This window comes from Dyella humicola, assembly GCF_026283945.1.
GTDB classification, from domain to species: domain Bacteria; phylum Pseudomonadota; class Gammaproteobacteria; order Xanthomonadales; family Rhodanobacteraceae; genus Dyella; species Dyella humicola.
Map to the genome: position 1 here is coordinate 140,228 of NZ_JAPDPC010000004.1, position 26,366 is coordinate 166,593.

Annotated in this window: 26 protein-coding genes; 24 read left to right on the forward strand and 2 right to left on the reverse strand. The window is 64.5% G+C overall.

Annotated features, from left to right (window positions below; all coding sequences use genetic code 11):
- The first annotated feature begins 3 nt into the window (after positions 1-3).
- The 19 genes from OUZ30_RS19075 (at position 4) to OUZ30_RS19165 (ending at position 18,383) form a co-directional block, all read left to right on the forward strand.
- Positions 4-1,212, forward strand: coding sequence for a flagellar hook-length control protein FliK (locus OUZ30_RS19075; protein ID WP_266184035.1), 1,209 nt, complete (start codon positions 4-6; stop codon positions 1,210-1,212).
- 1,141 nt (positions 1,213-2,353) lie between these two features.
- The gene (locus OUZ30_RS19080) at positions 2,354-2,854 is read left to right on the forward strand and encodes a flagellar basal body-associated FliL family protein (RefSeq protein WP_266184036.1); all 501 of its coding nucleotides are present in this window, start codon (positions 2,354-2,356) and stop codon (positions 2,852-2,854) included.
- Between the two features lie 18 nt (positions 2,855-2,872).
- Positions 2,873-3,889 (forward strand): flagellar motor switch protein FliM, encoded by a 1,017-nt coding sequence (fliM, locus tag OUZ30_RS19085; RefSeq protein ID WP_266184037.1) that lies wholly within the window; start codon positions 2,873-2,875, stop codon positions 3,887-3,889.
- Complete coding sequence (gene fliN / locus OUZ30_RS19090; RefSeq protein WP_266184038.1) at positions 3,886-4,230, forward strand: flagellar motor switch protein FliN; 345 nt, start codon at positions 3,886-3,888, stop codon at positions 4,228-4,230. Before fliM ends, fliN begins: the two co-directional genes overlap by 4 nt.
- 5 nt (positions 4,231-4,235) lie before the next feature.
- Positions 4,236-4,613, forward strand: coding sequence for a flagellar biosynthetic protein FliO (fliO, locus tag OUZ30_RS19095; RefSeq protein WP_266184039.1), 378 nt, complete (start codon positions 4,236-4,238; stop codon positions 4,611-4,613).
- Positions 4,610-5,392 (forward strand): flagellar type III secretion system pore protein FliP, encoded by a 783-nt coding sequence (fliP, locus tag OUZ30_RS19100; RefSeq protein WP_283256151.1) that lies wholly within the window; start codon positions 4,610-4,612, stop codon positions 5,390-5,392. The genes fliO and fliP overlap by 4 nt, the downstream gene beginning before the upstream one ends.
- A gap of 9 nt (positions 5,393-5,401) precedes the next feature.
- Positions 5,402-5,671 (forward strand): flagellar biosynthesis protein FliQ, encoded by a 270-nt coding sequence (fliQ, locus tag OUZ30_RS19105; RefSeq protein WP_266184040.1) that lies wholly within the window; start codon positions 5,402-5,404, stop codon positions 5,669-5,671.
- Complete coding sequence (gene fliR / locus OUZ30_RS19110; protein WP_266184041.1) at positions 5,668-6,438, forward strand: flagellar biosynthetic protein FliR; 771 nt, start codon at positions 5,668-5,670, stop codon at positions 6,436-6,438. Before fliQ ends, fliR begins: the two co-directional genes overlap by 4 nt.
- Positions 6,439-6,449: 11 nt before the next feature.
- Positions 6,450-7,586, forward strand: a complete 1,137-nt coding sequence (gene flhB, locus OUZ30_RS19115) for a flagellar biosynthesis protein FlhB (protein ID WP_266184043.1) — start codon at positions 6,450-6,452, stop codon at positions 7,584-7,586.
- Positions 7,587-7,598: 12 nt separating this feature from the next.
- Positions 7,599-9,689: a flagellar biosynthesis protein FlhA gene (gene flhA / locus OUZ30_RS19120; RefSeq protein ID WP_266184044.1), complete on the forward strand. Its 2,091-nt coding sequence runs from the start codon at positions 7,599-7,601 to the stop codon at positions 9,687-9,689.
- 154 nt (positions 9,690-9,843) lie between these two features.
- The gene (gene flhF / locus OUZ30_RS19125) at positions 9,844-11,226 is read left to right on the forward strand and encodes a flagellar biosynthesis GTPase FlhF (RefSeq protein ID WP_266184045.1); all 1,383 of its coding nucleotides are present in this window, start codon (positions 9,844-9,846) and stop codon (positions 11,224-11,226) included.
- Between the two features lie 14 nt (positions 11,227-11,240).
- Positions 11,241-12,164, forward strand: a complete 924-nt coding sequence (locus tag OUZ30_RS19130; RefSeq protein WP_266184114.1) for a MinD/ParA family ATP-binding protein — start codon at positions 11,241-11,243, stop codon at positions 12,162-12,164.
- A gap of 1 nt (position 12,165) precedes the next feature.
- Positions 12,166-12,900: an RNA polymerase sigma factor FliA gene (locus tag OUZ30_RS19135; protein WP_266184046.1), complete on the forward strand. Its 735-nt coding sequence runs from the start codon at positions 12,166-12,168 to the stop codon at positions 12,898-12,900.
- A 65-nt stretch (positions 12,901-12,965) separates the two neighbouring features.
- Positions 12,966-13,373, forward strand: coding sequence for a chemotaxis response regulator CheY (gene cheY / locus OUZ30_RS19140; RefSeq protein ID WP_266184047.1), 408 nt, complete (start codon positions 12,966-12,968; stop codon positions 13,371-13,373).
- A complete protein-coding gene (locus OUZ30_RS19145; RefSeq protein WP_266184048.1) occupies positions 13,370-14,011 on the forward strand; it encodes a protein phosphatase CheZ in 642 nt (213 codons plus the stop codon). The genes cheY and OUZ30_RS19145 overlap by 4 nt, the downstream gene beginning before the upstream one ends.
- A gap of 2 nt (positions 14,012-14,013) precedes the next feature.
- Positions 14,014-15,999 (forward strand): chemotaxis protein CheA, encoded by a 1,986-nt coding sequence (locus OUZ30_RS19150; protein ID WP_266184049.1) that lies wholly within the window; start codon positions 14,014-14,016, stop codon positions 15,997-15,999.
- Between the two features lies 1 nt (position 16,000).
- Positions 16,001-16,741 carry a flagellar motor protein gene (locus tag OUZ30_RS19155; protein WP_266184050.1) on the forward strand — a complete coding sequence of 247 codons (741 nt, stop codon included), beginning with the start codon at positions 16,001-16,003 and terminating at the stop codon, positions 16,739-16,741.
- Positions 16,738-17,853, forward strand: a complete 1,116-nt coding sequence (gene motD / locus OUZ30_RS19160) for a flagellar motor protein MotD (protein ID WP_266184052.1) — start codon at positions 16,738-16,740, stop codon at positions 17,851-17,853. The genes OUZ30_RS19155 and motD overlap by 4 nt, the downstream gene beginning before the upstream one ends.
- Before the next feature lie 53 nt (positions 17,854-17,906).
- Positions 17,907-18,383 carry a chemotaxis protein CheW gene (locus tag OUZ30_RS19165; protein WP_266184053.1) on the forward strand — a complete coding sequence of 159 codons (477 nt, stop codon included), beginning with the start codon at positions 17,907-17,909 and terminating at the stop codon, positions 18,381-18,383.
- Between the two features lie 487 nt (positions 18,384-18,870).
- Here the strand turns inward: OUZ30_RS19165 and OUZ30_RS19170 are convergent, their stop codons facing one another.
- Positions 18,871-19,143, reverse strand: a complete 273-nt coding sequence (locus OUZ30_RS19170; protein WP_266184054.1) for an EscU/YscU/HrcU family type III secretion system export apparatus switch protein — start codon at positions 19,141-19,143, stop codon at positions 18,871-18,873.
- The gene (gene fliK / locus OUZ30_RS19175; RefSeq protein WP_266184055.1) at positions 19,140-20,279 is read right to left on the reverse strand and encodes a flagellar hook-length control protein FliK; all 1,140 of its coding nucleotides are present in this window, start codon (positions 20,277-20,279) and stop codon (positions 19,140-19,142) included. Before fliK ends, OUZ30_RS19170 begins: the two co-directional genes overlap by 4 nt.
- A 131-nt stretch (positions 20,280-20,410) precedes the next feature.
- Between fliK and OUZ30_RS19180 the strand changes: the two genes are divergently transcribed.
- From OUZ30_RS19180 to OUZ30_RS19200, 5 genes are all read left to right on the forward strand, one after another.
- A complete protein-coding gene (locus tag OUZ30_RS19180; RefSeq protein ID WP_266184057.1) occupies positions 20,411-20,791 on the forward strand; it encodes an STAS domain-containing protein in 381 nt (126 codons plus the stop codon).
- A 14-nt stretch (positions 20,792-20,805) separates the two neighbouring features.
- Positions 20,806-21,168 carry a response regulator gene (locus OUZ30_RS19185; protein ID WP_266152325.1) on the forward strand — a complete coding sequence of 121 codons (363 nt, stop codon included), beginning with the start codon at positions 20,806-20,808 and terminating at the stop codon, positions 21,166-21,168.
- 17 nt (positions 21,169-21,185) lie between these two features.
- Positions 21,186-23,171, forward strand: a complete 1,986-nt coding sequence (locus tag OUZ30_RS19190; RefSeq protein ID WP_266184058.1) for a chemotaxis protein CheA — start codon at positions 21,186-21,188, stop codon at positions 23,169-23,171.
- A 945-nt stretch (positions 23,172-24,116) separates the two neighbouring features.
- Positions 24,117-24,623, forward strand: a complete 507-nt coding sequence (locus tag OUZ30_RS19195; protein ID WP_266184059.1) for a chemotaxis protein CheW — start codon at positions 24,117-24,119, stop codon at positions 24,621-24,623.
- A 26-nt stretch (positions 24,624-24,649) separates the two neighbouring features.
- Positions 24,650-26,365 (forward strand): methyl-accepting chemotaxis protein, encoded by a 1,716-nt coding sequence (locus tag OUZ30_RS19200; protein ID WP_266184060.1) that lies wholly within the window; start codon positions 24,650-24,652, stop codon positions 26,363-26,365.
- The last annotated feature ends 1 nt before the right edge of the window (position 26,366 follow it).

Below are 26,366 nucleotides of genomic sequence, written 5' to 3' on the forward strand. Positions count from 1 at the left end.
CGCATGACGCCTGCCATTGCCGTGAACGTGACACCGCCGTCCGCGGCATGCGGACCCGCGTCGGCGGCGAATAGCTCATCGGACGGTCACTCGCCCAGTGCATTTTCTACCCCGTTGCAGCAGGCACGTCAGCAGCAATCGGCACAACGGTCCTCGACGTCGGCTCCTACGGCCTCGACAACAACCACCTCGACGGCCACATCGTCGACTACGGCATCGACGGCCTCGTCGACGGTCACCGGCAAGTCGTGGAACCCCAAGGGCGACGACGCCAAGGACGACGACAAACCAACCACGCGCAGCGGCCCGAATCCGCCGACCGATGCCGCAGCGGCGATGCTGGCATTGCTCGGCCAGAGCATCCCGGCCAACGCGGCACCCTCGCCAGCCGCTCCGGCGGCCGCTAGTTCCGAGAGTGCGACAGCGACGGGTACGGCCCTGGCGGCGACGGCCATGCAGGTTTCGGGCATGTCCGGCATGTCGATGTCGGGGGCGGCGCTGGCTTCCGCTCAACCCGATGCCGACGACGCCGGGAACGCTTCGAAAGCGACCGACGGCTTGCAGGACAACGCGCTGGCCGCCTTGCTGGGCGACGCAGACGACGACACGACACCTTCCACCGCGACAGGCAACGGTGTCGACGCGAAGGTCGTCAATGCTTCGCAAGCCACCGCGACCACGTCGACGCCAAGCGACAAGAGCGACCCGCTCGATGCACTGCGCAACCTGACCACGCCGTTCGGGCAGACCCAGGCATCGGTTCAGGCCGCGCCGACACCCCACGCGATGACCATGAATGCATCCGCGGGCACACCGTCGTTCGCGCAGGAGCTGGGTCAGCACGTGGCCTGGCTCGGCGGCCAGAACATCAAGGAGGCACGCATCACGCTGCATCCGGAGGATCTCGGGCAGCTCGACGTGAAGGTGAGCGTGCAGCATGACCACGTCGACGTGAGCTTCATCGCGCAACACCCAAACGCCGTGCATGCGGTGCAGCAGACCTTGAGCCAGCTGGACTCCATGTTGGCGCAGCATGGTCTGACGTTGGGGCAGGCGCAGGTGGGGCAGGGCAATCAGGGTGGCGGCGCCGGGCAAGGGGCTTCGTCGGGTTCGGCGGCTGCCGGTGATGCAGGGGCGACTGACGAAGGGGATGTTGCCCAGGTGGCGGCGCCGGTGGTGCAGGCGCTTGGGTTGTTGGATACGTTTGCCTGAGCTTTGCCTTGTCGCTTCCGTTTTGACCGCGCAGGCGCCGAGCGACTCGCTTCTGCTCCTTCTCCCCCCCCGGGGAGAAGGCTGGGATGAGGGGCGAGTGCTTGCGATATCGCGACAACCGAGCCTCTCCGCCAGCTTGCCGCTTACGCAGCGGGCGTTTCGATCGCCTGCCGGCGCTCGAGTCACTTTTCTTTTGCTGGCCCAAAAGAAAAGTAACCCAAAGAAAATGGCCTAAAAGGCTCATAGCATTCCGCGGCATACAAGCCCTGCAGCCTGCGGCAAGCCGGATGCGTGACGTGCTACCTCTGGGGGCGCGGCTACGCCGCGTGGCGCCGTGGCGCAGAGGGAGTGGCAGCATGGCGTGGCATACGAGCGCCGGAGGCCACTGCAAGCCGGATCGGCTACGTGCTACCTCGTGGCGTGCGGCTATACCGCGAAGCGCCGGGACGCAGAGGGCTTAAGGCTCGCGCGTACGCCTGCCTAAGCTGTGCTGGTGTCGGCAGAGCGTGCTTGCTGGGGGGGCTTTAAGTCCTCAGTACAACGCCGCCCCGCGGTGTAGCCGCTGTCCCTCGGCAGCGCGTTAGCTAGCCGGTTGCCTCGGGCTGCCAGGTTTGTATGTCGCGGCACGCTGCGCCCCCTCTACGCCACGGCGCACCGCGGGGTAGCCGAAATCCGCGAGGTAGCACGCTACGTCTCCGGCTTGCCGCAGCCTCCATGGCTTGTATCCCTCATCACGCTAAGAGCCTGTCAGGCCATTTCTTTGGGTTACTTTTCTTTGGGCCAGCAAAGAAAAGTGACTCGAGCGCCGGCAGGCGATCGAAACGCCCGCTGCGTAAGCGGCCAGCTGGCGATAACGCTCGGTTGTTGCGCCGTCGCAAGCACCCGCCCCTCATCCCAACCTTCTCCCCGGAGGGGAGGAGGAGCAGAAGCGAACCCGCGACAACCTTCCGACAACCGTCGCCAACACGTCGCGACCAATCCCCGACGCGCGTCAAGAAAGCGCCGCAAACACCTTCCGCGAACCGGAAAACCCAGCAACCACAACGTTTCCCATCGATGGCATGGCGTTTGCTATCCATGGGTAAGGGGCGCCTCCCGGAGGGGCGTCGACGCATCGTGACTGATAGGGATTGGGGTTGGCATGGCTCAGAACGAGCAAGGTTTTGAAGCACCGGCAGCAGCAGCGACCAAGCGTTCGTCGCCGCTGATCTGGGTGATGGCTGTGGCAGTGTTGGCGATGGCTGGCGTATGTGCGTACGTGCTGATGGGGCAACGTCATCAATGGGCAGCGGAACCTGCCGAACCCAAGGTGGCAGAGTCCAAGCAGGAGCAATACCTGCCGCTCGACCCGCCGTTCGTGGTGAACTTCCGTGACGACCAGTCCATGCGTTTCCTCCAGGTCGGCGTCAGCCTGATGTCGCACGACGCGGCGGCGTTGGCGGCGGCGAAGGACGCCGAGCCGGTGATCCGCAACGCGCTGGTGATGCTGTTCAGCAGCCAGGACTACGCGATTCTCAGCGACTCCGCGGGTAAGCAGAAGTTGCAGGCGCAGGCGCTGGCAGCCGTACGCAAGATTGTCGGTGACCGGCTCGGTCGCCCTGGCGTCGAAGCACTCTATTTCACCAGTTTTGTGATGCAGTGACGGGCGGGCGCACAGTCCATGAGTGATCTCCTTTCGCAAGAGGAAATCGACGCCCTCCTTGATGGCGTCGAGGGCGGTGCCGTCGAGACAGGCAACGACGAGCCGTTGCCCACCGGTGAAGTCATAACCTACGACTTCACCCAGCAGGATCGCATCGTCCGCGGTCGCCTGCCCACGCTGGAAATGGTCAACGATCGCTTCGCGCGCTTCTTCCGTAGCGCAGTGTTTGGCGTGCTTCGCAAAACCTGCGAAGTGTCGGTGCTTGGCGTGAAGATGATCAAGTTTGCCGAGTACGTGCATGGGCTGGCCGTGCCGAGCAATCTCAACCTGGTGCGAATCAAGCCGCTGCGCGGCACCGCGCTGGTGGTGATGGAGCCGCGCCTGGTCTTCACCGTGATCGACAATTTCTTCGGTGGCGATGGGCGCTTCCACGCGCGCATCGAAGGACGCGATTTCACCGCCACCGAGAACCGTGTCATCCAGATCATGCTGACCGAGTTGTTTGCGTCGATGGTCGAGGCGTGGGCGCCGGTGCTGCCGCTGCAGTTCGAATACATGAACTCGGAGATCAATCCGCAGTTTGCCAACATCGTCAGCCCCACGGAAACCGTGGTGGTGTCACGCTTCCACGTCGAGCTGGATGGCGGCGGCGGCGAAATCAACCTCACCCTGCCGTACGCGATGATCGAGCCGATCCGTACGTTGCTCGATGCCGGTGTGCAAAGCGATCGCGTGGATCGCGACGACCGCTGGGCCGAAAACCTGCACGAGGAAGTGCTCGACGCCGAAGTTGAATTGAGTTCGCTGTTGTTGGAGACGCGCATGAATATCGGCGATTTCCTGCGCCTGCGTCCCGGCGACGTCATTCCTGTCCAGGTGCCTGAATTGAGCACCGTCTTCGCCGAAGACGTACCCGTATTTCGTGGCCGTTATGGCCAGTCCAACGGCCGTAACGCCGTTCGCTTCCATGCCCCGACCGGCCGTCGCGAGATGCGCCTGTCAACCGAACTTGTCCCGGAGAAGAGCCTCGTATGATCCCGTCCAATGAAGCCGTCGCTGGCGGAACCCAACGCGTCGAATTCGACCCGCTCAACGGCTCCGTGGCCGAAGGCGCTGACGTCAATCTGGACATGATCCTCGATGTGCCGGTGACGCTGGCCATGGAAGTGGGCCGCACGCGCATCAGCATCCGTAACCTGCTGCAACTCAACCAGGGTTCGGTAGTGGAGCTTGACCGTTCTGCCGGCGAGCCGCTGGACGTTTTCGTGAACGGCACGCTGGTGGCTCACGGTGAGGTGGTGGTGATCAACGAGCGCTTCGGCATTCGCCTTACCGACGTGATCAGCCCGGCTGAACGCGTGCGCAAGCTGCGGTGATCGGCATGCTGCTTGCCTTCGTAACACCGGTAGCGACCGCACCCGATATTCAGGTGGGCGGCGAGCTGGCGCGTGTCTTGATCAGTCTGCTCGGCATCATCGCCTTGATCTTTGCCGCGGGCTGGATGAGCCGCCGCCTGCAGGCACGCACGTCACCTGGTGGGCGGCGGCTGCGCTGCGTGGAGTCGATGGCTGTCGGGGCCCGCGATCGACTGCTGATCATCGAAGCCGATGGCAAGCGTCTACTCGTCGGCGTGGGTCAGGGCGGTATGCGTACCTTGCACGTCTACGAAAACAGTGCCGCCACGAGCGATGCGCCAGGCCCCAATCCACCGCACATCGGCTTTGGTGACCTGCTTGCCCGCTGGAAGCGCACGCCATGAAATCCATGCGCTGGATATTTCTCATCGTGCTGATGTTCGCCCCGATGCTTGCATGGGCCGCGCCGATTGCACCCATTGCGCCGATCACGCAGGGCTCGTCCGCCGGCATCCCTGTCCTCACCGTGCAGAATGCACCGGGCGGCGCGCAGAACTGGACACTGTCGCTGCAGTTGCTGGCACTGATGACCGTGCTGACCGTGTTGCCGGCCGTGTTGTTGATGATGACCTCGTTCACCCGAATCATCGTGGTGTTGGGCTTCCTGCGACAGGCGCTGGGCACGCAGTCCACGCCATCCAATCAGGTATTGCTCGGCCTTGCGTTGTTCCTCACCTTGTTCGTGATGACGCCGGTGCTCAACCACGCTTACGCCGATGGTGTGAAACCGTACATGGACGGGCAGATGGGGGCGGAGCAGGCAGTGCCTGCGGCGGCGGCTCCTTTCAAACGCTTCATGCTGGATCAGACCCGCGAGGCGGACCTTCAGCTGTTCACGCACCTCGCGAATGAGCAACCCTACGCCAGCAAGGACGACGTGCCGTTTCGCGTCGCGATGCCGGCCTTCGTCACCAGTGAACTGAAGACAGCCTTCCAGATGGGCTTCATGCTGTTCGTGCCGTTCCTGATCATCGATCTGGTGGTGGCCAGCGTGTTGATGTCGATGGGCATGATGATGCTCTCGCCGACCATCATCTCGCTGCCTTTCAAGATCATGCTGTTCGTGCTCGTGGATGGTTGGACCTTGCTGCTGGGCACGCTGGCAGGGAGTTTCTACACATGAGCGCGCGCCATGACGCCTGAATCCGTCATCGAGTTCGGCCAGCACGCGCTTTACGTGGCCATGATGATTGCCGCTCCGTTGCTGCTCACCGCTCTGGTCGTGGGTCTGGTCATCGGTGTGGTGCAGGCCGCCACGCAGATCAACGAAATGACCTTGAGCTTCATTCCCAAGGTGATCTCAATGGCGTTGGTCATGCTGATCGCCGGCCCATGGATGCTGCGCACGCTGGTGCAGTTCACTCGCCAGTTGATCGAAAGCCTGCCGAGTGTGATCAAGTGACCACGGTCGACCTGGCCACCTTGCAGATGATGCTCGGCTCGGTGATGTGGGCCATGGGGCGCGTGGGTGGCCTGTGCCTGATCGCGCCTTTGTTTGGCGATTCGGTGTCGCCCAAGCGCATCCGCCTGGGCGTCATGTTGATGCTGACGATCGTGTTGGCGCCGTTGGCACCGGCCCATGTCGATCCGATGGGCGCGGATGGCATCGCGGTGATGATCAACCAGGTGCTGATTGGCGCGGCGTTGGGTTTCGTTCTGAAGCTGGCGTTTGAGGCGGTCTCGTTTGGCGGCCAATTGGTTGCCCAGAGCATGAGCCTTGGTTTCGCCGAATCGGTTGACCCAAGAGGCGGTGGCAGTTCGCCGACGATCAGTCAGTTCTACTTGTTGGTGGTGACCCTGCTGTTCCTGGCCATGGACGGCCATCTTCGCTTGATCGCCTTGCTGGCGGACAGTTTCCGCACCTTGCCGCCTAGCGAGGCAGGTATCGGCGGCAACGGACTGTATGCGGTGATGGGCTTTGCCGCTCAGCTGTTCGGGGGCGCGGTGCGGGTGGCTTTGCCGGCGATGACCTCGCTGCTGGTGGTCAATATCGGTTTCGCGGCAATCAGTCGCTCCGCACCGGCGATGAACCTGTTCGCGGTGGGTTTTCCGATCACCATAACGCTTGGCTTCCTGGCCTTGTGGTTGTCGATGCACAGCCTTCCCGGTGCGTTCGAGTCCTTGCAGACCAGCGCGTGGTCGCTGATGCACGAACTGGTCGGCGGGTGAGGTAACCGGCCATGTCAGATAAAGACGATCAGGAGCGCACCGAACAACCATCAGAAAAGCGCCTGCGCGAAGCGCGGGAGAAAGGCGATATTCCACGTTCGCGCGATCTGTCAGGCGCCGTGGTGGTGCTTGCCGGTGTCGCGACGCTGATGAACGGCGGTGAGAGTTCGATGGTGCACGTGCGACGCATCTATGGCCTGGGCCTTAGCTATGGACGTGATGCGCTGTTCAGCGACACGCTTCCGACCCGCGTGCTGGCGCTTGCCATGCACGAAGCCATCGACCTGTTCCTTCCTGTGGCACTGGCCACCCTGCTCGCGGCGGTAGCCGCCCCGGTGCTGTTGGGTGGGCTCAACTTCAGCGCGCAGGCGCTGGAGCCGAAGTTCGAGCGCCTCGACCCCATCAGCGGCCTGGGCCGCATCTTTGCCGTGCGCGGCCTGGTCGAGCTGGCCAAGTCGCTGCTCAAGCTGCTGCTGATCGGCACCGTGCTGCTGATGGTGTTGAAGAACTGGCAGACCGAATTGATGGACACCGGGCGCGGCGAGGTCGGCAGCGGCATGGTGCGCGCGATCGCGCTGTTGGGTCATGCCGCGCTGTTGTTCGGCTCCGTGCTGGCCCTGATCGGCGGAGCCGACGCGCTGTACCAGAAGTTCGACCACAACAAGCGCCTGCGCATGACGCGGCAGGAACTGAAGGACGAGTCGAAGGAAAGCGACGGTAATCCCGAGCTGAAGGCGCGCGTGCGCCAGACGCAGTTCCAGATGGCCCGTCGTCGCATGATGCAGGAGCTGCCGAAGGCCGACGTGGTGATCACCAATCCCACGCATTTCGCCGTAGCGCTGCGTTACGACGAGGGGCGCATGGGTGCGCCGCGCGTGATCGCCAAGGGCGTGGACGAGCTGGCGCAGCAGATTCGCCTGGTTGCCAACAGCCATCGCATTCCCATGGTGGAGGCGCCACCGCTGGCGCGCGCCTTGTACGCCACGACCCAGCTCGATCGCGAGATCCCATCGTCGCTCTATGTCGCCGTGGCCCAGGTGCTGGCTTACGTCTTCCAGTTGAAACAGGCCATGGCGCGCGGTGATGAGCCGCCGCAGGCGCCCAAACCCGATGTCGATCCGGACCTGCTCGGTCCTTACAAATTCTGACGGATACACCTCATGGCCGCAGTCAGCGCGCTCGACAACCTCAAATCGCTGGGCCGCCGTGGCGTCGGCGCGCCGGTGATCATGCTCGCCATGCTGGCGATGATGATGTTGCCCTTGCCACCGTTCCTGCTGGATATGCTGTTCAGCTTCAACATCGCGTTGTCGCTGGTGATCCTGCTGGCGGTGATCTACGTGATGCGTCCGCTGGAGTTCGCCGCATTTCCCACCGTGGTGCTGATGGCGACTTTGTTGCGTCTGGCGCTGAACATCGCGTCGACGCGTGTGGTGCTGCTGCATGGACACGACGGCCCCGGCGCGGCGGGCAAGGTGATCGAGGCCTTTGGCGAGTTCGTCATCGGCGGCAATTTTGCAGTGGGCCTGGTGGTATTCGCCATCCTTACCATCATCAACTTCGTGGTGGTGACCAAGGGTGCGACGCGCGTCTCCGAAGTGACGGCGCGCTTCACCCTGGACGCGATGCCCGGCAAGCAGATGGCTATCGATGCCGACCTCAACGCCGGCCTGCTCAACCAGGAGCAGGCGCGTGATCGCCGCCAGGAGGTGCGCGAGGAAGCGGACTTCTACGGTTCGATGGACGGTGCGTCGAAATTCGTGCGCGGCGATGCCACGGCGGGCATCCTGATCCTGCTCATCAATATTGTCGGCGGCTTTTTCGTGGGCGTAATGCAGCACGGACTGTCCGCCGCCGAAGCGGCCAAGACTTACACCTTGCTCACCATCGGTGATGGTCTGGTGGCGCAGGTGCCGGGCCTGATGTTGTCGATCGCCACGGCGGTGATCGTGACGCGCGTGTCGCGCTCGCAGGACATGGGCAAGCAGCTGATCGGCCAGGTCTTCGGCCAGCCGCGGGCGCTGGCGGTGGCCGGCGTGGTGCTGGGCGTGATGGGGGTGATTCCCGGCATGCCGAATATCGCCTTCCTGCTGTTAAGCGGCACTTGCGGTGGCGCGGCGTGGTTGATGGTCAAGCGTGAGCGCGAAGCGCGCGCCAAGCTGGATCAGTCCGTCGTCGAAGCACCGGCACCCGCGGCGCCGACCGAACGACTGGAACTGGGCTGGGAGGACGTCGCCAGCGTCGATCCGCTGGGCCTGGAAGTCGGCTATCGGCTGATTCCCCTGGTCGACACGCACCAGGGCGGCGAACTGATGGGACGCATCAAGTCGGTGCGTCGCAAACTCTCACAGGAACTGGGTTTCCTGGTGCCGCCCGTGCATATTCGCGACAACCTGGACCTGGGCCCCAGCGCCTATCGCATCACCTTGATGGGCGTGCCGATGGGCGAGGCCGAGGTGCACAACGATCGACTGCTCGCGATCAACCCCGGCCGCGTGCAGGAAGGACTGCAGGGCATCAGTACGCGCGATCCGGCCTTCGGGCTGGAAGCGCTGTGGATCGAGCCAGGCCAGCGCGAACAGGCGCAGAGCCTCGGCTACACCGTGGTCGATCCTGCCACGGTCATCGCTACGCATCTTTCGCACATCCTGCAAGGCCATGCGCACGAACTGCTCGGCCATCAGGACGTGCAGCAGCTGCTCGACCGTCTCGCGCAAACCACGCCGAAGCTGGTGGAAGACCTGGTGCCCAAGCGCCTGTCGCTCGGCGTCGTGGTCAAGGTCATGCAGAACCTGCTGGCCGAGCGCGTACCGATCCGCAATATGCGCAGCATCGTCGAATCCTTGGCGGAGCACGCAGGGCAGAGTCAGGATCCCGGCACTCTCACCGCCGCCGTGCGCGTCGCGCTGGGTCGACAGATCGTGCAGGAGATCAGCGGGCTCGGCACCGAGATCCCCGTCATCACGCTGGCGCCGGAACTGGAGCAGATCCTGCTCGGTTCGCTTGCCAATGGCGGCGTAGCGGGCGCGGCGGTGGAACCGGGCCTCGCGGACCGCTTGCAGCAAGGGGTTGCAGAGGCTTCGCGCAAGCAGGAAATGAGCGGCGAACCGGCCGTGTTGCTGGTCGCGCCGCAGCTTCGCCCGTGGCTCGCACGCTTCACGCGGCACGTGGCACAGAACCTGCACGTACTGGCCTACAACGAGGTGCCGGACAACCGCCGAGTGCGATTGGTCCAGGCGCTTGGTCGCTGACGATGGAGACGATGATGAAGCGGGAGTGGGGAATGGGTAGCGGGGATGCACACATGCAGCGAGCGTTCCAACGGTCGTGTGCAGGGCATCGCGCCACCCACCGGTTTTCGCGCCCCAGTCGCCCGTCCCTCATCTCCCACTTTTGGAGCAAGACATGAAGATCAAACGCTTTGTGGCCGCCGACATGCGACAGGCCATGCGCGAAGTGCGTGAGGATCAGGGACCCGACGCGGTGATCCTCTCAACGCGCCGGATGGACGAGGGCATCGAGATCATTGCCGCCGTCGATTTCGACGAAGCACTGGTACGCGAAGCGGCTCGCCACGGAGCGCCGCTGGAGGTCGAGGAGCGGACGCCGCGATCCGTCGCGCCCGCACCGTTGGTGGAAGCCGCGCCGGTGATGTGGAGCCAGCAAGACAAGGCGGCGACTTCAGATCGTCGAGACCACGCACCCGTGTTGACCGCGATTCCGACGCGGCCGAATGCGGTGCCCACGGTACCTGTCGAGCTGCCGCCGGTGACCGCCGCACCGGTGTCGAACGTCGAACAGGAAACGCCGATGGTCGATCCGTCGGCACCGATCCACCCGCTGCTTGAGCGCGCCGTGCAGGACACCGCACGCGTACGCGCCGAGCTGGGCAGCCTGCGCGATTTGCTGGAGACGCAATTATCCAGCCTCGTGTGGAACGACATGGAGCGCCGCCAGCCGATGCGCGCCCGTGTGTTGCGCGAGATGACGCGGCTCGGCATCGAACCCGATGTCGCTCGCCAGCTGGCCGACGACCTGCCGGTGGCCATCAATGCCGAGCAAGCGAGGTATCTGCCGCTGGGCATGCTGAGCCGCAGCCTGTCCATCAGCCGCCACGATCAGTCGGAACGTACCGGCGTCACCGCCCTCGTGGGCCCCACCGGTGTCGGCAAGACCACCACCATCGCCAAGCTGGCCGCGCGCGCGGTGATGCGTCACGGCGCATCCCAGGTGGCGCTGGTGAGTACGGATCACTATCGCATCGGTGCCGCAGCGCAGCTTGAGCATTACGGCCGCCTGCTCGGCGTGCGCGTATATCCGGCCTACGATGCGGACAGCCTGCGCCATGTGCTGGATCTGTTACGCGGTTGCCACACCGTGCTGGTCGATACGGCCGGCGTGGCAGGTGGCGATCCACGTTTGGCCCAGCAGCTGGACGTGCTTGGCAATGCCGGTGACCTGCGCGCCTGCCTGGTGCTGGCGGCGAACGCCCAGGCGCCGTCGCTGGACGAAGCGGTGCGCTCCTATCTGCCGCTGAAGCCGCATGCCTGCATCCTGACCAAACTCGACGAAGCGCCCAGCCTCGGTGGCGCGTTGTCGGTGGTCATCCGTCATCGGCTGCCGATCGACTACATCACCGATGGCCAGCGTGTGCCTGAAGACATCGCCGCTGCCGATGCGCGTGTGCTGGTGTGCCGCGCAGCACAGGTGCTTAAGAACAAAGGCGCTGCGGCCTCGGACGACGAGGTCATGGCTGAACGATTTGGCATGGCGGTGGCTAGCGCATGAATAGCATCCTCGCAATGAATCAGGCGATCGGTCTGGAAAGCATGTTGCGCGCGTTGACCGAGCGACAAGGCAAGCCGCCCGCCGCCCGTGACCAGGCCTTCGGTCTGGCCACTCCTGCCACGGGTCGACGCTGTCGTGCGATCGCCGTCGCGGGTGGCAAGGGCGGCGTGGGCAAGACCACCGTGTCGGTCAACCTGGGCATGGCACTGGCCATGGCCGGGCACGAAGTGATCCTGCTCGACGCGGACATGGGGCTGGCCAATGTCGATGTGCTGTTGGGCCTTACGCCGACGCGTCACATTGGTCACCTGCTCGACGGCAGCTGCGGCATCGAGGATCTGCTGATCACCGGGCCGCGCGGTCTCAAGGTCGTGCCCGCAGGTTCGGGTGCGCGACGGCTGGCCCAGCTCAGCAATGGCGAGCATGCGGCGGTGATCCGCGCGTTCGATGATCTGGTGATGCCGCCGGACTACCTGCTGGTGGATACCGCCGCGGGTCTGTCCGACAACGTGGCGATGTTCGCCGCCGCGGCCGACGACGTCGTGCTGGTGGTTTGTGATGAGCCGGCTTCGCTCACCGATGCCTACGCCATGCTCAAGGTGCTCAGCCGCGAATTCGGCGTGCGGCGCTTCCGCATGGTGGCCAACATGGTGCGCAATGCTGGCGAAGCCCGCCAGCTGCACCAGAAACTGGCGCGTGTCACCGATCGCTTCCTCGATGTGGCGCTCGAATTCATGGGCATGGTGCCGCACGACGAGCGCCTCAAGCAGGCCATACGCCGGCAGAGTTCGGTGGTGGACCTGTGGCCTTCCAGTCGGTCGGGACAGGCATTCAAGCAATTGGCAGGTGCGGTCGATACATGGAGTGAACCCGAGCGACTGGGGCTGGACCGTATCGCCTTCTTCAGCAGGCAGGCCGCAGCAGCGACGGGGTGGTGAAATGAGTGTGGCTTCCGAATATCTGCAACTGCAAAGGCAGAGTGCCGACGAATTGGTTCGCCTGCACGCGCCACTGGTGCGAAGGATCGCCTATCACTTGATGGGTCGATTGCCGCCGAGTGTGGACGTGAGCGACCTGATTCAGGCCGGCATGATCGGGCTGCTGGAGGCTGCGCGAAATTTCACCACCGGGCGTAACGCCAGCTTCGAGACGTTTGCGGGTATCCGCATTCGTGGCTCAATGCTCGACGAACTGCGGCGTACCGATTGGACTCCCCGATCGGTCCACCGCAAGGTGCGCGAGATGGCCGAGGTGGTGCGCCAGATCGAGATTGAAACCGGCGCGGATGCCGAGGACGCCGAAGTCATGCGGCGACTGGGCATCGGCGCCGAGGAGTACCACCAGGTGCTGGCCGATGCGGCGAGTGCACGGTTGCTCAGCCTCTCCGTGCCGGACGACGGTGATGGTGGTGCAGCCTTCGACGTGGCCGATGCGGACAGCCTGAGTCCGCCGGACAGCGTCGAGCACGATGGCATGCGCCAGTCGCTGATTGACGCGATTGGAGGCCTGCCGGAGCGGGAGCAGTTGGTGATGTCGCTGTACTACGAAGAGGAGTTGAACCTCAAAGAAATCGGCGCAGTACTCGGCGTCACCGAGTCGCGGGTCTGCCAGATCCACGGCCAGGCCATCGTGCGCTTGCGAGCGCGCATGACCGGGTGGCGCGAAAACGATTGAGCGGTACCCCGACATTCCCTGAGGCTTGGCGCACCGGACCGCACGGTGCAAGCGGAGAAAGTGGTTTGGACAAGAATATGAAGATCCTGGTGGTGGACGACTTTTCCACCATGCGGCGCATCGTTCGCAACCTGCTGGTGGAACTGGGCTTCAGCAATACGCTGATCCAGGAAGCCGACGATGGCGAAAACGCGCTCACCATGTTGCGCAACAGCGCTTTCGACATGGTGGTGACTGATTGGAACATGCCCAACATGACGGGCATCGACCTGCTTCGTGCGATCCGCGCCGAGCCCGCCTTGAAGGGCATGCCGGTGCTGATGGTCACGGCGGAAAACAATCGCGACCAGATCATCGCTGCCGCCCAGGCCGGCGTGAACGGCTACATTGTCAAGCCCTTCACCGCGGCCACGCTGCAGGAAAAACTAAGCAAGATCTTCGAGCGGCTCGCCGCCAGCGGAGCCACCGCATGAACGCACAGGCATCCCTGATGGCGGGCGAAACGCTGCCGCCGGAATTGCACGACCTGCTCAACAGCACCGACGGCGCCGCGTTCGAACAGGCGCTGGACGTACTGGTGCGTGAGCGTGAACAGCGCGTATTCCGTGCGTTGGGCCTGCTCGCCCGTGATTTGCACGACGCCGTGCGCCGTCTCGGCGGTGACCTCGCGCAGGAAGGCGTGCCGGGCAGCGTGGCCGATGCACGCCAGCATCTGCAGGACGTGCTGGAAATGAGTTCGCAGGCCGCTCACCGCACGCTTGATTTCGCCGAGCGCATGCGCCCGCAGGCCGAGTCGCTGGCCGCGAACGCCAGCGCGGTGATCGACGGCACGCCGCCCAGCGACGTCGCCCACGTGCTGGCGCTGGAGGCGAAGGGCTTCTCCACCGCCTGCCGCGACGGCCTGGCCGATTTCGTGGTGGCGCAGTCCTGGCAGGACCTGTCCGGCCAGCGCATCAAGAAAGTCGTCAACTTCATCGGCAGTGTCGAATCGTCGCTGCTGGAACTGGTGAGCCTGACCGGCGCGCTCGCAGGCGGCGAAGTCGCCGTGGGACCGGTCAAGGTGACCAGCCAGGACGAGGCTGATCGTCTGCTAAGCGAGTTCGGGTTCTGAGCATGAGTCCCGAGCTGGACACCGAGCTGCGCGACACGTTCCTGGTGGAAGCCGGGGAGTTGATGCAGCGCCTGGGCGAACAGCTGATCGGGCTGGAAGCCGCGCCGCGCGATGCCGAGCTGTTGAATGCGGTGTTCCGCGCGTTCCACACGGTGAAGGGCGGCGCCGGTTTCCTCGCCGTCGAGCCGATGGTGCAGCTGTGCCACCACGCCGAGGACTTGCTCAACATCGCGCGCACCGGTCAGCTGCTGCTCGATGCCGAGCGCATGGACGCATTGCTGGAAGCGCTCGATCTGCTGAACGACATGCTGGCAGCCTTGGCGGGCGGTAGCGCGATGGCGATGCCGCCGCCGGGCCTGCTGAAGCGTCTGATGCCGGCCCAGGCCGCCAGGTCGCCTGCAGCTCGCAGGCCGGTGGCCGCGCCGATGGCGGCTCCGGCTGGCGATGGCAGCATCGACGATTCGGAATTCGAAGCCTTGCTGGACAGCCTGTACGGCTCGGGCGGCGCGCCCGGCCTCGACGAGGCGGCGGTGCCGACCACCCATGACGGCATCAGTGACGATGAATTCGAAGCCTTGCTGGACAATCTCCACGGCAAGGGCGGTGCGCCAAGCGCGGCGTCCGTGACCGCTACGGCGCCTCCAAGCACGATGGCCTCGGGCGCGATCTCGGACGACGAGTTCGAAGCGCTGCTGGACAACCTGCATGGCAAGGGCTCCGCACCCGGAGCCATCTCCGCAAGCACCACACCGGTCGCCGTCCCTGCTGCAACGCCGAGCGCGGCCCCCGCTGCGCGCAGCCCCGCACCGGCTGCCGAAACGACGGTGCGCGTGGATACCGCGCGCCTCGATGCACTCGTGCACCGCGCGGGCGAACTGGTGCTGGTGCGCAACCGCTTGCTCAGTCTCGCTGCACGCAACGGCGATGAAACGCTCGCACTGGCGGCCAGCGAACTCGATCGCGTTGCCGATGCCTTGCAGAATGCCGTGCTCGGCATGCGCATGCAGCCTGTGGGGCGCCTGTTCCAGCGCTTCCCGCGCATCGTGCGCGATCTCGCGCGCCAGCTCGGCAAGGAAGTCGAACTGATACAGGAAGGCGAGAGCACCGATCTCGATCGCAGCCTGGTCGAATCGCTCGCCGATCCGCTGGTCCACCTTATCCGTAACGCACTCGACCATGGGCTTGAGATGCCCGAGGAGCGCGAGCGCGCAGGCAAGCCACGCAAGGGACACGTCACGCTTTCAGCGAGCCAGCGCGGTGAACGTATCGTCATCTCCGTGGCCGACGACGGCCGCGGCATGAATCCCGAGATCCTGCGCCGCAAAGCAGTGGAGAAAGGCGTCATCGACGAGGCCCAGGCGGCGCGCCTCACTGAAAACGAATGCTACGAATTGATTTTTCGCCCCGGCTTCAGCACCGCGGCCACCGTGTCCGACATTTCCGGCCGCGGCGTCGGCATGGACGTGGTGAAGACGCGCGTGGCCGAACTGGGTGGCACGCTGCAGGTGCGCTCGCAACTGGGTCGCGGTAGCACACTGGAACTGGCCGTGCCGCTGACCTTGGCGATCCAGCGCGTGCTGATGGTGCGCGTCGGTGGACGTCTCCTCGCGTTGCCGCTGAGCAATATCGAAGAAGTATTCGAGCTGTCGCCGGGACAGGACCAGCGACTCGACGGCCGCGTCGTCGCCGCGCATCGCGGTCGCGCACTCGCGCTGGCCGACCTGGCCGGCTGGGTCGGCGTTGAAGGTGCCCCCGGCCGACATGTGGTGGTACTGCATATTGGCCACCTGCGTCTTGGCTGCCTGGTGCACGAAGTGCTTGGGCGTGAAGACGTCATGGTGAAGCCGCTCGGCCCCCTGTTTGCGGACGTACCCGCCGTGGCCGGCGCCACGGTGACGGGCGACGGCCGTCTTGCCCTGGTCATGGATCTCGCCGGCCTCGCCGGCGGCGATGGCCAACTCCTTCCCTCCCTGCAAGTGACCGCCTGACATGGACCTGGTAAGTCTCATTGGTACGATCCTGGCCTTCGTGGTCATCATCGTCGGCACCATCCTCAAGGGCTCCACCGTCGGTGCGCTGTGGAACCCGGCGGCTTTTGTGATCGTCTTCATGGGCACCATCGCCTGCTTGCTGGTGCAGAACCAGGGCAAGGCGCTGAAGCAGTCGATGAAGATGTTCTCGATGGTCTACAAGCCGCCGAAACATCAGCCGGCCGATCTCATCAGCCGCATCGTGGGCTGGAGCGAGATCTCTCGTCGCCAGGGCCTGCTCGGCCTGGAACCGCAGATCGAATCGGAGGACGACACCTTCGTGCGCAAGGGCCTGCAACTACTGGTCGACGGCAGTGAGCCGGATGCGATACGCGGCGTGCTGGAAGTGGAAGTGGACGCCCGCGAGCACGCAGACCTGGCAGCCGCCAAGGTCTATGAGAACGCCGGCATTTATTCGCCGACCATGGGCATCATCGGCGCGGTGATGGGCTTGATGGCGGTGATGCAGAACCTGGCTGACCCAAGCAAGCTCGGCCACGGCATTGCCGCCGCCTTCGTGGCCACCATCTACGGCGTGGCGCTGGCCAACATGTTGATGTTGCCGATCGCCTCACGCCTGAAGGGGCTGGTGCACAAGCAGACGCAGATGCGCGAGATCCTGATCGAGGGCCTGGTGTCCATTGCCGAAGGCGCCAACCCGCGCCAGATCGAGGCGAAGCTGCAGGGCTACTTGCCGTGAGTCGCAAGAAGCACCACGAGGATCACGTCAATCACGAAGCATGGGCGATTCCCTATGCGGACCTGATGACGTTGCTGCTCGCGTTCTTCGTGGTGATGTACGCCGTGTCGGTGGTGAACGAAGGCAAGTACCGCGTGATGTCCGAGTCGATCATCGAGGCGTTCAACGGCTCCAGTCATGTCATCGCCGCGATGCCGCAGACCCGCGCTCAACCGCACAATGTCGACCCCGCCGTAGCGGCGCCCCCAGGCCAGCCGGGTGCGGCTACCACGCCACTCGCCGTGCCCATTCCACAGCGACCGGTGCCGATACGTGCGGCGGATCTACGCGCTGCCCAGCAGCGCGTTTCGGAGCAAAATCTCGAACACATCCGCGATCAGGTGCAGCGCGCGCTGCAGCCGCTGATCGACAAACAGATGGTCGTGGTTCGGCGCACCACCACTTGGCTGGAAATCGAAATTCGTACCGACATCCTGTTTCCCAGCGGCGTCGCCAAGTTGTCGACACCGGCCGACGGCGTGCTCAACGAGATCGCCGGCATCCTGCAGCCGTTTACCAATCCCGTGCGCATCGAGGGCTATACGGACGACCAACCGATCAACACGTCGGTGTTCCCGTCCAACTGGGAACTGTCGGCCGCGCGTGCGGCGAGTGTGGCGCGGCTGTTCTCTGAGCACGGCGTCGATCCGACGCGGCTCGGCATCGTCGGCTGGAGTGAATATCGCCCAAGCGCGGCGAACGCCACCGAAGATGGCCGCAATCACAATCGCCGCGTACTGGTCGTCGTGCTGAGCGATCAGGATGCACCAAAGCGTCTCTACAACGATGTCCAACACATGGGGCAGTTGGCCGGTGGCGAAGTGCCGACTACGGCTAGCTCGGTGGCGCCCGCTGCGACTCCCATCGCTGTCACCGGCATGCAGGAGCATGCGCCGGTATCGAAAATTCAGGGCCTGCCCGCTGGTGATCTCCCGGTGAACAAGGTGATGCTGGCGGGGCCTGCCCGAGCCGTGCGCCATGCCGAAGAGGCATCCCCTTCGACGTCCACACCAGCAAACGGCACGATCATCGTCACGGCACAGCGCGCCGCCATGCCGGACCGCGGTCCCTAATCCGTGCCCGGGCTAGCGCCCGCCAAGCCAGCGCACACCCAGGAGTCGAAGTCTTGACCGTCGTTGCTATGAACGCCATTCACGCCAGCCAGCGCGCACTTTCGTTCCGTCTTGGCGAGCAGCTGTACGCCACGCCATTGGCGCAGGTGAGCGAAGTGATCCGCGATGGCGAGCTGACGCCCGTGCCAGGGGCGGCATCCGATCTGCTCGGCATCCGCCATCTGCGCGGACGCATTGTGCCCGTGCTCGACGGCCGCCGTCGTCTTGGTCTGGCTGAGGCGGAGCCGGAGAATGAGGCCGACTCGAGGCTGGTGATGCTGGCTTATGGCAGTCATCTGGTAGGTGTGCGCGTGGACGCCGTGGGCGATATGGTGCCACTCGACGCTACGCAGATTGCACCGCCACCGCCGGGTCGCGCGGAGCGCGAGGATGATCCGGTTCATGGCGTGCTGCCGTGGCAGGGCGGTTTTGTCGCGCTGCTGGATGTGCGGAGGTTCTGTCGATTGCCGCTGGAAAGTGAGGCGACATAAGCGCGGCTTCAAGTCCTTGCGTGCTGGCTCATCGTTGGAGCCGCCTTGAGCGCGCTTCACGCAATCCATCAAGGCGACGCCTGTAGCCGATCTGGTAGCTGTTGGGCAAATGGCAAGGCGTCCTCGATGGTGGGCACGGTTGGCGCACGGGCGCCATGACCTCGTATCTCGGTTCTCTTGGAACAAGGGACATTTTCAGACCAGTCTCATTACAAGGGCACAAAGCCCTGCCTAAGGTAGGGGTTACCCGATGCGGGACTGTACTGATGTTGATGCTATTAGCCTTCTCTTTGATTCCAGGCGCGTTCTTTGCCGGCTATTTCGTGGGCCACCTTCGCGAACGGGAGCGCCGTCCGGAGCTTCGTTGGCCTGCCGAAGAGTCGCGCCTGCGCACCGATCGTGCCCGTCGGTCGTCTCGTTAGCACATGGCCCATTTAGGCGGCACGTCCCGATATCGCGCGCTGTCCTGGGAATGGCCAAGGCTGGCCTATTCCTGATGCTCCGTCGCGTCATACACGCAAGCCAGCACCGATGCCGCCGCCGCATAGAGAATCGCCGGCACGTCCTGCCGTAAGCGCAAGGAGGCGAGCAGGGCGGCCATCTGTGGATCGTGGTGCAACGGAATGCCCAGGGCACGCGCGCGTGCAAGCAAGGTCTCCAGCGATTCTGGTGGCAACACGGGCGGAGACGGTGCGTCCGCAGGTCCGCCCGAGAGGCGCAGACTCACCCGTCGTTTGGCGGGAGGCAGTGATGTGCTCATGCCATGGCCTTCAGCAGAATCGCGCTGTGCGGTCCGCTCGAATGAGGCAGGCCTTGTTGGCAGCTCAATTGATCGAGGATCAGGCCACAGGCGGAAAGCCGCTGGCGCAGTGGGCCGAATTGATGTTCCAGGCGCTGTACGGTGTCGATGCGCTCTGCCCACAAGCGTACGGCCAGGCGCAGGTCGCGTAGCTGCAGCTCACCTTGCACGGGGCCGAGCGCGGGCAGGTCCAGGGCGAAGCCGAGCACCCAGGAGGTACTGCCATCAGCCTCGGTGGTGTACTGCATCTGGATCTGCAGAATGTCGCGGCCAGCCTCGCCTTGCAGCGGAATCTCGATCATCCATGCGGGGACGGTAGTGGCTTCCAGCTGCGCCACTTCCACGCGGGCGAGTGCCGCGTGCACTTCGCCGTGCAGGCGGCCGAGCAGGGCGTCGACGTCGTCGTCGAGCAGTTCCGGCGGCAGCATGACGCGTGGCTGCGCCTGCAATCCGCGTTGCTGCAAGGGAGGTGGTGTTTCGCTGTCGCTCGTTTGTGGGCGGCGTGCGGGCAGGTAGTCGTCGAGCAGACTGGCCAGGCGCAGCAGCGCTCCCTTCCAGTCCTCCTGGCTCAAGCCGGCCATGTCCAAGTGTGCCTGCGCCAATTCCGATTCAAGGAACAGGCCACTGCGCTTGATCGCTTCGCTAAGTCCTTCGCCGCGGGTGATCTCTGCCGGCGTGCGCACACCGTGTTCCAGCAGGGCGAGTGCGGGACGGATATAGGCCGGTAGCTGGCGAAGTGCGGGACGCTGCGCCAAGGCATCGAGCGTGGCGAGCAAGGGCGCATAGCCATTCTGCTGCGGCAGGCGCTCGCGCAGGGCGACCTGGATGGCCGGTTCAGGCGTATGCGGCGCAATGATTTCGAGCAGCGGCTGGGCGCCGAGGGTGAGCACGCGCACCTGAAATTGCGAGGGCAGCTGGCTGCGTGGTGCTTCGGCTTCCACCGCCATCGCGCCGATCTGCAGCACCATCAAGCCATCCGGATTGATCCCCAGCGGCCGTGCGGCGAGCACGGTACCGATGCGCCAGCTCTCCGCGGCACTGCCCGAGGCAGCGCCGGCCCAGGCCAGGGCGGCCAAGCTGGTGGGTTGTATGACCAAGACGTAGCTCCTTGCGGCGGGGCGACGTGCGCGCGCCCATCCGTGCCATCTACATCGGCGGGCCCGCAGGAAACTTGAGTCGGCTTTGGTCGCGGTGATCGCCTGTTTGCGCGAAGCGTTTCGCTAAAGCGATGCCCGCCACGGCCGATAAGCACTCCGAGGACGCCACGGGGCGCAGCGAGAGCAAGTCAATGGGCAAGGCGACAGCACAACGCAAAGGCGAGAGTGGTGCGCGCGTGGTGGCGCTGCCGACAGACTTTCGCCTGGCCGAGCTTGCCGCCGTCAAGGCTGAGCTGCTCGAAGCGCTCGACGCGCCGATGGTGCACATCGATGGCGCTGGCGTGGAACGCGTGGACACCGCCGCACTGCAGCTGCTGGTGGTATTTCGGCGCGAATCGGCGACGCGCGGCCAGTCGTCGACGTGGCACGGCGTCAGCGCGGTCATGCGCGATGCGGCCGGTCTGCTCGGCTTGGCACAAGTACTGGAATTGCCGGCACCCATGCCGGCCTGAAACTGAGGTGGAAGATGGCAAAGATTCTTGCGGTGGACGATTCGGCTTCGATGCGCGGCATGGTGGCCTTCACCCTGCGTGGTGCCGGTCATGACGTGAGCGAGGCCGAGAACGGCCAGCTCGCGCTGGATCAAGCGCGTGGCAGTCGCTACGACCTGGTGCTGGCCGACGTGAACATGCCAGTGATGGATGGCCTGAGCATGGTGCGCGAGCTGCGCACGATGCCGGAATACAAGGGCGTGCCGATCCTGATGCTGACCACCGAGTCGCATACCGACAAAAAGATGGAGGGCAAGGCCGCCGGCGCGACGGGCTGGCTGGTGAAGCCGTTCGATCCGGAGCAGTTGCTGGCCACCGTCAAACGCGTGCTCGGCTGAGCGCGGAGAGTCTCCTTATGAGCAAGGCTGGTCTGGCGCAGTTCCAACAGGTGTTCATCGAGGAGAGCCTGGAGGGACTCGATGCGATGGAGTCGTCGCTGCTTGCGCTGGACGACGGCGGCGACGGGGAACTGGTGCACACCATCTTTCGTGCGGCGCATTCCATCAAGGGTGGCGCGGCGACCTTCGGCTTTCCGGAGATGTCCTCGTTCACCCACGAGGCGGAGTCGCTGCTGGACGAAGTGCGCAGCGGCAAGCGCGCCATCGACGGCTCGATCATTGAGCTGTTGCTGCGTACGGTCGACTGCCTGCGCGGCATGTTTGCCCGTGCACAGGCTGGCGAGCCGCTCAATGACGCGGTGGCCGAGGGCCTGCGCAATGAACTGGCCGCGGCCATGGGCCGCGGTGTTCCAGCGGGCGGCGTGCAGGCGCGGCGGGCGGAAGATCAGGCCGATGCCTGGACGGTTCGCTTCCGCCCTCATCCCGGCATGTTGGCGAGTGGCAACGATCCACTTCGCTTGATTCGAGAGCTCGCCGGCTTGGGTGAGCTGGTCGCCATCTGCGAATTTGACCGACTACCCGCGACGCTCGCCGAGCTCGAACCCTCCGAGTGCCACCTGGGTTGGACCATTAGCTTGAATGGCCCGGTGAAGCGCGCCGACATCGGTGCGGTATTCGACTGGGTGGAAGACGAGTGCGATCTCGACATCGAGGCGCAGCACGTCATTGCCAAGCCCGCTGATGCTCATGTAGTGGCGGCCCCCGTCGCGGCGGCGGCGAACGTGGCGGACGCCGGCGCGGTGCGTACGCAGCGTGAGGCAGGTGCCGAGTCCAGTTCGGTGCGCGTGTCGATCGACAAGATCGACGGGCTGATCAACCTGGTCGGCGAGCTGGTCATTACGCAGTCCATGCTCGATACGTTTCGCGGTGAGTACGACGCCACGCGCGTCGCGATGCTGGAGCAGGGACTGGCCCAGCTGGCGCGTCACACGCGCGAGCTGCAGGAAACGGTCATGGGTATCCGCATGTTGCCGATCGCGTCCGTCTTCAATCGCTTCCCGCGCATGGTGCGCGACATCAGCCAGAAGCTGGGCAAGCAGGTAAAGCTGGAGCTGGTCGGCGAGCAGACCGAGCTCGACAAGACCGTGCTCGAGAAGATTGGCGACCCGATGGTGCACCTGGTGCGCAACGCCATCGATCACGGCCTGGAAACGCCGGACAAGCGCCGCGCTGCGGGCAAGTCCGACATGGGTACGCTCAAGCTCGAGGCTTCCCACCGCGGCGGCAACATCGTCGTGGAAGTGTCCGACGACGGCGCCGGTCTGAACCGTGACGCGATCGTGGCCAAGGCCGTGCAGCGCGGCCTGATCGCCAACGGAGAAGGCCTAAGTGATGAAGCCGTCGCCGACCTGATTTTCCAGCCCGGTTTTTCGACCGCCGCCGTCACCACCGACCTGTCCGGCCGTGGCGTGGGCATGGATGTGGTTCGCCGCAACGTCGCCGACCTTGGTGGTACCGTCACCATCCGCAGCACGCAGGGCAGGGGCAGCAAATTCACCATCACCTTGCCGCTGACGCTGGCGATCATCGATGGCCTCACGGCAGCCGTTGGCGACGAGCGCTACATCGTGCCGCTGGTGTCGATTGTCGAATCCGTGCAGCTCAAGACGGAAGCGGTACGCAGCGTGGCCGGGGGCGAGCTGTTCCGCTTCCGTGGCGAATACTTGCCAGTGATCCGCCTGCACGACGCTTTTGGTTGCGACAACGCCGTCCGTGCCATCGACGAGGGCCTGATGGTGGTCGTGGAAGGCGACGGCAGCCGCGTCGGCCTGTTCGTCGACGGTTTGATCGGCCAGCAGCAGGCCGTGGTGAAGTCCCTTGAAGCGAATTATCGCCGAGTGCAAGGTGTATCCGGCGCCACCATTCTCGCCGATGGCTCGGTAGCCTTGATTGTCGATATCGCGGGGCTGGTACGTCTGCAGGGCCGACGCAAGGCGGCCTGATCCAACATGTGATGGCGCTGCGTGACGCAACGGGCGCGCTGTTACACCTTTTCCCCTTTGGGGAGAAGGTTGGGATGAGGGGTGGGTGCATGCTGTCACGCGACAACTGAGCGTGGCCGCAAGGTTGCCGCTTACGCAGCGGGCGTTTCGATCGCCTGCTGGCGCTCGAGTCACTTTTCTTTTGCTGGCCCAAAAGAAAAGTAACCCAAAGAAAACGGCCTCTAGAGCTGGCAGCATGGCGAGGGATAAAAGCGTTGGAAGGTTTGCGCGAGCAAATAGCTGGTAGCCCAAGGCGAGACACAGCCGCTACCCCGCAACGCGCCACCGCGGTGAGGACTTAAAGCAGGCTCGGCCGACGGTCGCGTCGCTTGCTGTATCCCGATGCTCAGATGGTCACTGCACGACCCGCGCTTTAAGCCCTCTGCGCCATGGCGCGTTGCGGTGTAGCCGCGGTGTGTAGGCCGTGGGCCGCCACTCATTAGGCTGGCCACGCCCGTCAGGCTCGTATCCCGCGCCATGCTATGAGCTCTGGCTCTTTAGGCCATTTTCTTTGGGTTACTTTTATTTTGGGCCAGCAAAAGAAAAGTGACCCGGACCGCGGCAGCGGTTCGGAACGCCCGCTGCGTAAGCGGCAAGCTGGCCATAACGCTCGGTTGTAGCGCGATCGCAAGCACCCTCATCGCAACCTTCTCCCCGGAGGAAAGAAGGAGTAAGAGCGCGTGGCTCGGCGCTCGCCCGCCTGGGGCCGCCCTTCTGACGCTATCGCCGCCAACCGGCGCAGCCAGGAAATCCGCGCGGGCAGCCAACAAGAAGAGGCCTAAGCCAGGTCAGCAAGCATCCTCCCGGCACCCTCGCGCAGGGCAAAAAAACCTCAAGTTTCCCGGCTCCCCGCCGATCCAGATGTCGAACGGGAGCCCAGCAGGCGGCTCCGACGACGAGGCAAACATGTCCGATATCCACCGGAGCGAGGCGCTCCAGTCGCAGTACCTCACCGTCAATCTCGCCCACGAGGAATACGGCGTGGACATCCTCGCCGTGCGCGAAATCCGTGGCTGGACGCCGGTGACGCGAATTCCCCAGGCACCGCACTACGTGCTTGGCGTGCTCAATCTGCGTGGCGCGATCGTGCCGGTGATCGACATGCGCCTGCGTTTTGGCCTCGCCCGCGAGGACTACAACGCCACTACGGTCACCGTGATCGTGACCGTTGCCGGGCGTAATTTTGGCGTCGTGGTGGACGCCGTGTCCGACGTGCTCGACGTGGCGGATGACGCGATTCGTCCGGTGCCCGACATGGGTACCGCCGTCGATACCGAATACCTCAGGGGACTGACCGCCACCGGCGAGCGCATGGTGCTTCTGCTGGATGTGGACAAGCTGTTGCAGCCGCAGGACGCACAAATGCTGGAGGCAGCGTTGCCAGCCGCCTCTGATGTCAAAGCCGTGGCCTGACCGTTTTTGCCGGAACTGGATACTCCATGAAGAAGTTCACATTGAAAATTCCCCAGCTCACCGTGCGCGGTCGCCTGCGTCTGGTATTCGGCCTGCTTGGCCTGATGCTTATCGGCGGTGCCGTGATTGGCCTGGGCTCCATGCAGCTGCAGAACAACGGCATGGGTCAGATCTACGATGAAGAGATCGTGCCGACCCAGATCGTCTCGCAGCTCACGGCACATCAGCTGATGTCGTTCATCCTGCTGGGCGAGTCCGCATCGCTCGTTGGCAAGGCGGACCAGGTCAAGGCCAAACTGGCCGATTACGCCAAGCTGCAGGCCGAGATGGAGCCGCTTCGGAAGCAGCTCGCCGCCATCCCGATGAGTGACGGTGTTAAAAAGCACTACGACGCTTGGCGCTCGACCGATGCCGACTACACCGATGCGAAGAGCTCGATGGTCGATGCGCTCAAGGACGGCGATACCGGTGCTCACGATCTGCTGGAAATGCAGGTTCGCCCACTGATGATGGAGCGCCAGGACGCGCTGGCCAAGCTGGTCGATGCGCAGCGCACCGATGCCAAGCAGATCTACGACGGACAGGTCTCGCGCTATCACCTGATTCGCGCCGTCAGCATTGTCGCGTTGTCGGCGGGGCTGTTAATCGCGCTAATCATGGCCGTGCTGCTGATGCGTTCGATCCTCACCACGCTCAGCCAGGCGGTGTCGGTTGCGCATGCTATTGCCACCGGTCGCCTGGGTCACGGCATTGCCACCACCAGCACGGACGAACTGGGCGAATTGCTCGATGCACTCCGCACGATGGACGAGCGCCTCACCGGTATCGTTGGCGAAGTGCGTCACGGCTCGGGTTCGGTGAGCTCGGCCGCCCAGCAGATTGCACGCGGCAACGATGACCTCAGCCAGCGCACGCAGGAACAGGCCTCGAGCCTGGAGGAAACCGCTTCCTCGATGGAGGAGATGACCTCGACCGTCAAGCAGAACGCCGAGAACGCCAGCCATGCCAACCAGCTCGCCAGCGCCACGCGCCGACAGGCCGAGCACGGTGGCGAAGTGGCTGCGCAAGCCAGTGCGGCGATGCGCGAGATCAACGATTCCAGCCGCAAGATTTCCGACATCGTCAGCCTGATCGACGAAATCGCCTTCCAGACCAACCTGCTGGCGCTCAACGCGGCGGTCGAAGCGGCCCGCGCCGGCGAGCAGGGCCGTGGCTTCGCCGTGGTCGCCACGGAAGTGCGCAACCTGGCGCAGCGCAGCGCGGGTGCGGCGAAGGAGATCAAGGGCCTGATCAACGACAGCGCGGAGAAAGTGCGCGTGGGTTCGTCGCTGGTGGACCAGTCGGCCAAGGCGCTGGCGGACATCGTCGACAGCGTGAAGAAGGTCACCGATATCGTGGCGGAGATCGCCGCGGCCAGCCAGGAGCAGTCTGCCGGCATCGATCAGGTGAACCACGCCGTGCTGCAGATGGATGAGATGACCCAGCAGAATGCTGCGTTGGTGGAAGAGGCGGCAGCCGCTGCCCGCGCCATGCAGGAGCAGGCGGGTGAACTGGCGCGGCAGGTGGGCTTCTTCCACCTGAGCGACGAAGTGGCGACGCCGGCCACTGAAAAGGCGCGCGGTCAGACCGTGATGGCCGAAGCCGAGGCGGTATTCGCCGCCGTACGCAACTCGCCCGGGGCGTCGGTACGTCCGTCGCGTCCCGCTGAAGCGGCTGACGCTGGCGCCTGGAAGGAGTTCTGAG

Bases quoted from the DNA above. Each gene is read 5' to 3' on its own strand.
- OUZ30_RS19075 (WP_266184035.1), top strand. From the start codon at position 4: ATGACGCCTGCCATTGCCGTGAACGTGACACCGCCGTCCGCGGCATGC.
- OUZ30_RS19080 (WP_266184036.1), top strand. From the start codon at position 2,354: ATGGCTCAGAACGAGCAAGGTTTTGAAGCACCGGCAGCAGCAGCGACC.
- fliM (WP_266184037.1), top strand. From the start codon at position 2,873: ATGAGTGATCTCCTTTCGCAAGAGGAAATCGACGCCCTCCTTGATGGC.
- fliN (WP_266184038.1), top strand. From the start codon at position 3,886: ATGATCCCGTCCAATGAAGCCGTCGCTGGCGGAACCCAACGCGTCGAA.
- fliO (WP_266184039.1), top strand. From the start codon at position 4,236: ATGCTGCTTGCCTTCGTAACACCGGTAGCGACCGCACCCGATATTCAG.
- fliP (WP_283256151.1), top strand. From the start codon at position 4,610: ATGAAATCCATGCGCTGGATATTTCTCATCGTGCTGATGTTCGCCCCG.
- fliQ (WP_266184040.1), top strand. From the start codon at position 5,402: ATGACGCCTGAATCCGTCATCGAGTTCGGCCAGCACGCGCTTTACGTG.
- flhB (WP_266184043.1), top strand. From the start codon at position 6,450: ATGTCAGATAAAGACGATCAGGAGCGCACCGAACAACCATCAGAAAAG.
- flhA (WP_266184044.1), top strand. From the start codon at position 7,599: ATGGCCGCAGTCAGCGCGCTCGACAACCTCAAATCGCTGGGCCGCCGT.
- flhF (WP_266184045.1), top strand. From the start codon at position 9,844: ATGAAGATCAAACGCTTTGTGGCCGCCGACATGCGACAGGCCATGCGC.
- OUZ30_RS19130 (WP_266184114.1), top strand. From the start codon at position 11,241: ATGAATCAGGCGATCGGTCTGGAAAGCATGTTGCGCGCGTTGACCGAG.
- OUZ30_RS19135 (WP_266184046.1), top strand. From the start codon at position 12,166: ATGAGTGTGGCTTCCGAATATCTGCAACTGCAAAGGCAGAGTGCCGAC.
- OUZ30_RS19145 (WP_266184048.1), top strand. From the start codon at position 13,370: ATGAACGCACAGGCATCCCTGATGGCGGGCGAAACGCTGCCGCCGGAA.
- OUZ30_RS19150 (WP_266184049.1), top strand. From the start codon at position 14,014: ATGAGTCCCGAGCTGGACACCGAGCTGCGCGACACGTTCCTGGTGGAA.
- OUZ30_RS19155 (WP_266184050.1), top strand. From the start codon at position 16,001: ATGGACCTGGTAAGTCTCATTGGTACGATCCTGGCCTTCGTGGTCATC.
- OUZ30_RS19170 (WP_266184054.1), bottom strand. From the start codon at position 19,143: ATGAGCACATCACTGCCTCCCGCCAAACGACGGGTGAGTCTGCGCCTC.
- OUZ30_RS19180 (WP_266184057.1), top strand. From the start codon at position 20,411: ATGCCCGCCACGGCCGATAAGCACTCCGAGGACGCCACGGGGCGCAGC.
- OUZ30_RS19185 (WP_266152325.1), top strand. From the start codon at position 20,806: ATGGCAAAGATTCTTGCGGTGGACGATTCGGCTTCGATGCGCGGCATG.
- OUZ30_RS19190 (WP_266184058.1), top strand. From the start codon at position 21,186: ATGAGCAAGGCTGGTCTGGCGCAGTTCCAACAGGTGTTCATCGAGGAG.
- OUZ30_RS19195 (WP_266184059.1), top strand. From the start codon at position 24,117: ATGTCCGATATCCACCGGAGCGAGGCGCTCCAGTCGCAGTACCTCACC.
- OUZ30_RS19200 (WP_266184060.1), top strand. From the start codon at position 24,650: ATGAAGAAGTTCACATTGAAAATTCCCCAGCTCACCGTGCGCGGTCGC.